At 55.5% G+C, this 6015-nt stretch carries 4 protein-coding genes and 1 tRNA gene; 4 read left to right on the top strand and 1 reads right to left on the bottom strand.

Annotated features, from left to right (window positions below):
* Positions 1-427: 427 nt before the first annotated feature.
* Complete coding sequence (locus DT057_RS12575) at positions 428-1000, bottom strand: SprT family zinc-dependent metalloprotease (protein WP_128562446.1); 573 nt, start codon at positions 998-1000, stop codon at positions 428-430.
* Between the two features lie 1145 nt (positions 1001-2145).
* Here DT057_RS12575 and DT057_RS12570 point away from each other — a divergent pair.
* From DT057_RS12570 to DT057_RS12555, 4 genes are all read left to right on the top strand, one after another.
* A complete protein-coding gene (locus DT057_RS12570; protein WP_128562445.1) occupies positions 2146-3669 on the top strand; it encodes a serine protease in 1524 nt (507 codons plus the stop codon).
* A gap of 531 nt (positions 3670-4200) precedes the next feature.
* Complete coding sequence (locus DT057_RS36780) at positions 4201-4455, top strand: hypothetical protein (RefSeq protein WP_238314069.1); 255 nt, start codon at positions 4201-4203, stop codon at positions 4453-4455.
* Between the two features lie 431 nt (positions 4456-4886).
* Positions 4887-5030, top strand: a complete 144-nt coding sequence (locus DT057_RS35465) for a hypothetical protein (protein ID WP_162501387.1) — start codon at positions 4887-4889, stop codon at positions 5028-5030.
* Positions 5031-5830: 800 nt separating this feature from the next.
* Positions 5831-5907 (top strand) — tRNA-Arg (locus DT057_RS12555).
* Positions 5908-6015 lie beyond the last annotated feature (108 nt).

The raw sequence follows: 6015 nt of genomic DNA, 5'->3' as shown, positions 1-6015 counted from the left end.
CGATCTCGTCCTTGTACTTGTCGTCCTGAGCTTCGCCCTTGATGCCCTCAAGCTTCAGGAAAATATCGACTGCCATTGGACGTCTCCATAGATAGTGGCAGTCATCATCCTGGTCGAAATTGGTGCGATCGCAGGTGCGTTTCCGCACACGAGCCGCTACCTGTTTGTTACTGAAACCTATGAGTGACAGCTGTCTGGCAAGCTCTAGCTCATGATTTCAGAGTGATGCATGAGCAACCCCGGTCGACCGATGCGGCGAATGAGAAATTTTTAAATGACCTAGCCGAGTGGAAATTCATTAGACCGCTCTGTTCCGAGAGTTGCGCAGTGTTCCAAGCTCCGGGCGGCATCGCTTGTATGATTTCCTAAATATCCAGCAATTTTGTGATTAAATCAGATGTGAATAGGAAGACGGTTTATGATAAAACTAAATGGGACGGGCGAAGTAAGAATTGCGGAGAGATACAGCATGCTTTTCCTCTACTGAAACGATCTTGCTGCCTCCGCCCGGTGGGATAATGCGCATGATGCTGCTTGGATCTTTATCGTGCAGATATATATCACCAAACTTGTCAGTATCGCCCGAGTAGCCGGCCGCATGTATGAGTTCATGCGCTAGAACCTCGTTTTGCGGATTGCGATGTCGAGAGTCGATCAAGATGTAGCTCGGCCATGAGGCGGTTCTGTTTGCGTCATTGTCTCCGGCTTGAATGGTGAGACCTGCCCCATCAGAGAGGTAGCAGAAGATTACTGGTATTCCGCGACTGCTCGGGTAAGCTTTCTGCGCTGCCAAGCGGAGCTTCTCGGGTTCGCCATAACCATCCCGCACCGGTGCGAATTGTGGGATGGTCATCGGCCGGTAATTTGGCCGACTTGGATATGGCTTTACCACCAGATCATAGCTAGCAAACTGATAGTTGGCTCCGGCTATAAACTTATCGCAGACTTCCTGCCATCGAGCGTCCGCAGTTGCAAAAAGCTGAATATCTAGAGCAATCATTTGGATGATCTCCGTACGGCGATACCGGCTGCGCTACAACACGATGCACATAGGTGAACCCGACGATAAATATCATCTAACTGCGTATGTAGCGGCTCCAGGAGCCCTCTTAGCCTAGCAAATGTGAATAGAAAATGAGTTCACGTCTTCAAGGATAACAGATAAACGTAAGATCGTCAAACGTCAAAGCCTTTAGCCCACGATTGGATGTCGCTGGGGGTGAACGCGATCGATACCTTCACATGATGCAAGATCGTGCAACGGCTGCTCTCATAGTCGCCGAGGTCACGTCGTTGGCAACGCGCAGCGGCTGCTAAGATTGTCCGTTTGGAGCCCCGGCTTGGCTCGGGAATGGCAGGGACATCTCCTGGCTACTACCACAACTCAGCGGTTTCTTCGCCGGCTCTGGCGAACGAAAGGATGTCTTAAGCTGGACCACGCCGAGCAAGCCGGGACTGGAATGATCGTTCCGCTTTGATGCGGTCTTCTTGCATCCCGGCCCCTGGATGCAGCGGGCTGGATGCGACAGGATCGTCAGGACCGGCTGCAGCCAGCGGGACAGGTCTCCGCGCCAGTCATCGCCCGCTGCCAGCGCGACCTCCCGCGCTGGATCATCCTACCAGGCGAACCCTCCGCTCCATCCTGTCGTCCCTTCAACCTGCCAAAGTAGTGCTAGAGTGTCAGTGGAAGAGGTACCAATGAGAAATAAGGAGTCTGCGTCACTCTCTCGTTCATTTTTACTAATTCGGAAATGATTTAAGATGATTTGGGTATGGATCTGCGTTGATTTCGGTAGAATAAAGTGTGTACGATCCTAGTTTAGGCGAAATCGGGACCCGTAGTTGTCGCCTCCTCGACCATGAATATCCCGGGCGACACCCGCCCACAGGAGCATCCCTGTAGAGCCCTAGGTTGGCTCGGGTGCTCAGGCACCTGATTGGCATCTCGGCCGTTGGCGAACGGATAAGAAGGGCGGCGCTTGCCTATTGCTGTCTCCGTCACGCTTGACGTCACTGCGGCTCGGCGCCAAACCCAACGCGTTTCTGTGCGTATTGACTACGTAGAAGCCTTGTCCCTGTTATCCCCTTTGACGCTGATGGCATCCGCTTTATAGATGCGCTAGTGGTTTCTGGAGACCGAAGCTCATGCGCCTTGCTGCGCTCGCTATCGCCACCATCTTAGCAATCTCACTAGCAAGCGCACAAGTCAGGTCGCTTGACTTTACGGCGGCTGAGACAGTCTTCAACGCTCTTGATTTCCGCACCAGAGTAATCACACAAGTTCTGTTGATCGCAAGCGGATATCAAAACTCTGTTCCTACTGAGAGCTTTGGATTACGTACTTTTGGGGCATTGAAAAGATTTCAGGAGGAGAAAGGTCTTTGGCCAAATGGAATACTGACTGGCGTTACATCCGATCGGCTATTTGATGTTGCTTCACCCCTGCTAAACGAGTGGGACTTCCGGCTGATTGCACATCCCGGGAGAGATCGGCAGATCTGGATACCTCAAGGACTAGGTTTGCGGCCACATCCGAACAAGAGGGGGTTAACATTTCAAGACGACGCAGAAAGACTCAAGGTATCTTACAGCTACTTCCGGGAGACCGATCTTGAAGCAGCGTATGCAAGCATACTTGATCGGAAGCGGCGCGAGGGTTTCGCCGTTCATTACAGTGTTATCAAAGATGGTTGGTTCGTCGTCTCGGCTACTTCGCCGAATGGTCGAGATGAGTACCTACGCTATCACCAAGATGGCGACGGCATTCTCGGATTCAGCCTCTTTTGGGAGAATGCACGCGGCAACGTGAACGGAGAGCGTGTTGCGATCCTGATGTCTGCCTCCCTCGGGTCGGTCATGAATGGCCGGCCAATGGTCGATCCTCCAGGGAGAAGCCAGACCACTCCGCAGGTTGCTTTAGCGCCCGCCTTAAAGGCACAGGAGCCGGTTCGAAACGACAACCCGCCCATCCAGGCCACACCTCCTATGAGCGTGACACCTGCACCCGTCCCGCCTGTAACTCCGAAAGCGGAGGAAAAAGGAATCTCAACGGGGACCGGCTTCTTTGTCGACGGCGCGGGCAATCTCGTTACGAACGCACACGTCATCAAGGACTGCAAAGTCGTAGTGGTCAAACTTAACGACAACAAGCCTCCTCATAAAGCACGGGTGGTCGCAACTGATAACGCGAATGATTTGGCCCTGCTCTCCGTAGAAAACGGCACGGGTTACAAGTTCGCCTCGTTGCGAACAGGAACTCGGCTGGGAGAGGGAGTAGCAGTATTCGGCTACCCCCACACCGACATACTAGCGAGTTCCGGAAATTTCACGATCGGGAATGTTACTGCTCTAGCAGGGATAGGCGATGACAGCCGCTACTATCAGATCTCTGCCCCTGTCCAACAAGGTAACTCAGGTGGGCCACTCCTCGACAACTACGGTAATGTCATTGGCGTAGTCGCCGCGAAGCTGAATGTCATCAAGATGGCGGCCGCTTCGGGTGACTTTGCCCAAAACATCAACTTCGCAATAAAGAGCAGTGCGTTGGTAAGCTTCCTCGACTCGAATCAGATCGGCATTAAGACAGGCACTTCGTCCGGCATTAAGCTCGATCCGCCTGATCTAGCTGATACGGCGAAGGGTATGAGTGGTTTGGTAGCTTGTCAGTGAGCTTGATGAGGCGAGCCCGGCTGCAATCACGTACAGGATTGCCTCAGTGAAACCCAGGATTGGCATGATTGACTTCGGGCTACAAAGTGCTCAGAGGTGTCCTTTGCCGTTCCTGAGTGCCTCTCCTGCCGAATGCTCTGGCCGTATGAACCAAATAGCGGTCAGGCAACAATCATAGAGCGCACGAACGCGGTTCTATTCATCTCCTTGACATCCGGATCAATCATCCGAACGTTTATGAAGCTGCGCCGAGCCGGATCCCACGTTCTCTCCAGAGCCTGATCGGGCGTTCCACAGAGGCAGGTCATCACACGTCCTTGTGGGTACTTTGCTATTCCTTTGAACGAGGAGTGACTCCTCGCTGCCTGGCGCCCATTGTGGCACGACGGGAGGCGGCAACTCAACCTTGCTATGTGTCAGGGCCTGCGGCCCTGCCCTGCAAGTTTGGCATCACGCACCGCCGTGACCGAACCATCGGCTCCGTGGCGTGTTCTCTTTTCGTTCTGATCGATTCGGATGGAGGCGAGCACCATGCAGGCGAGAGCATCCGGAGTTGCATCAAACCCCTCTGCTCCCCCACTCGATCCTCAAACCACCACTTCCTGCCCCGTTGAAGCCATCGCCGCGGCCTACCTTCGGATCACGTCAGGCGATCCATCACATGCCCTGCGCTGCGCCATTACGGACGCCCTGGCCGACCTCATGGAAGCCGAGAGACGCATCCGTGAGCGCAGTCGCGTGATTTCCAAGGGCAACGTGCGGGGTGCTGTGGACGATGCACCCTGAAGAGCCGCCGGAGCCTCGCTGCCTCGCCACGTACCCCTACGTGGTCGTCCGGGTGGCCTGCTCCCTCTGCCCCCACCGTCATGGCAGTTACAGGCTGGCCCGTTTAGCGGCGAAGTTCGGCCCCGAGATGGCATTGGATGAGGTGCTGGACCGGATCGCCCTGGACTGCCCTTGGCGCTCACATAGGCGGGAGAAGAGCCAGTACGTGCCAAAGTGCAGGGCGCAGTTCCTGGACCTGGAGAAGCCGAGGAGACCGCCGGATCTGCCACCGGGGTTAGCAGGGCTCAGGGTGGTGCAGGGCGGGAAGGGGTAGCTGTGGGAGACACGCCAGTGCCGGCTGAGTATGACGCCATGCATGAGCTGCGTGGGAGCCTGCTCGGAGGCTGATACCCGCTTCTCTTGCCCGTCATTGACGGGACAGACTTACAACCATGACGGACGAGAAAGTGCCATGGCTGAAAGCCGGCAAACTCGGACGGGTTCACCCGCTGAACTGGAAGGGTGTCGCCGCTTCCATTGCGTTGTTACTCGTCCTCATGGCCGGCAGTGTCGCAGAGGGTGCCTTACGTGAGTGACATCCTGTTTTTGGCACATCCGTCCCGGGCGGCCTGGAGGCGGTGGCGGTCTCACTCGTGGCCGTGGGCGCTGCCGCACGAAACACAGGAGGTGAGCCGCGCCAGACCGCCACTTGAGCTATGCGTTGATTACAAGCAAGTCACGATTGTTCCCGGGCAGGAATGCGAGCGTCATGAAGTGCCGCTTCGAACGAAGTGCAAGGCATTATTCACGATCCTAATAATGGTATATACATCTAAATGCTTGCCCAAGTAGTCAGATCATCGGTCATGACCCTGCAATCAGAGAAATTTAGCGTCTAACTGCGTGTCCAGCCAGAAGCGCGTTCAGAATCGCCTCTCGAACATCTTCTTCCAGACTCGAAAAAGGCGGGAGGTTGATCGCGACATCTCTTGTCACCGGGAGCTTGTTCTGGCCGTCGAATATGGCTTCAGCACTACGCTTCACGTCGTCAAGAGACAGTATCTTCGTTTTAAGAAGGTCGGCTACGGTCAAGGTATGTTGATCGTGGTACATTGTGGGTGCCTGTGTCCGAGTACGCGACTGACAACCGTACATGGGCACTGAGGCCATTCAATGAGCGAATGGGAAGTACCTCCTGGGTGCAAGGCCCGGTAGTGCTCTGCCCATCGGGTGTAGGCCGATCCTTGTCACACCGGTGTCACACCGCGTCACACGAGGTTGGGCCATTGTGCCATCCGTGGCCCCTTGCACGGGCCTCACGTGCCGCTATGTTCATAGGCGTAACAGATTGGCCTGCATCAGGAATTTTAGAGGCGCTACTGAGGGGCCGCGGTCAGCACCCGTAGCTCAGCTGGATAGAGCGTTGCCCTCCGAAGGCAAAGGTCACACGTTCGAATCGTGTCGGGTGCGCCAAACTTCCCAATGATTTCAGCTCGCGCCAATGATTTCAGTTCGCGCGCGGCCGTCGGCCGGCGAAGGATCGACCGCCGGGCGGGCGTGGCTGTCGGCCGGGTGAGGCGT

It is taken from the genome of Methylobacterium crusticola (assembly GCF_003574465.1).
Taxonomy (GTDB): Bacteria; Pseudomonadota; Alphaproteobacteria; order Rhizobiales; family Beijerinckiaceae; genus Methylobacterium; species Methylobacterium crusticola.
This window is presented reverse-complemented; position numbering and strand designations above follow the sequence as displayed.